Source organism: Marinifilum sp. JC120, assembly GCA_004923195.1.
Classification (GTDB): domain Bacteria; phylum Desulfobacterota; class Desulfovibrionia; order Desulfovibrionales; family Desulfovibrionaceae; genus Maridesulfovibrio.
In genome coordinates this window covers 1-606 of the sequence record RDSB01000137.1, presented here as the reverse complement: position 1 = coordinate 606, position 606 = coordinate 1, and the positions used below count along the sequence as shown (strand labels likewise).

Annotated in this window: 1 tRNA gene; it reads left to right on the top strand. The window is 48.3% G+C overall.

Features of this window, described 5'->3' with window-relative positions:
* The first annotated feature begins 182 nt into the window (after positions 1–182).
* Positions 183–256: transfer RNA gene (locus D0S45_20730), tRNA-Asn, on the top strand.
* The last annotated feature ends 350 nt before the right edge of the window (positions 257–606 follow it).

Genomic DNA, 606 nt, shown 5'->3' with positions numbered 1-606 from the left:
GATTAGTGGTGGTGTTGGTGTTGGTGTTGGTGTTGGTGGTGTGAAATTGGTATTGTAGTTGGTGTCAGTGTTTGTGTAATGGTGGTCATGCTAGTGATTGTGTTTGTTTTGTTGCTGGTTGTTGTGTGCGATGTGAGTTGGTATTGTGTTGTGGTATGGTCTGTGTGGGGTCGACGAATGTCGCCTCCGTGGCGCAACCGGTTAGCGCGTTCGGCTGTTAACCGAAAGGTTGGTGGTTCGAGCCCACCCGGAGGCGCTTCCCACTTCTGACGAAACACATCAACAACATCAACACTCGCTTCGTCACACATCCATCAATACACTCACACTGTACAACTACTCCACCAACACACACCCGGATTACTCTCAATCCCTGTGGCAATATACCWCTCCACAATCATCTCTCCATCCAACGACTACACGTCCACTGTCCACTACCACACGTCAATTCCACCACACTCCATTCGAATTTACACTATACATATACACCACTGTGTCAAACACTCTCTTCACACATTCCACACGTCCTAACTCACGCACTCACTCCCTGATCACCTCATTCTCACCCACAACACATTTGACGCGTTGAATTGATCAACTGTCAGA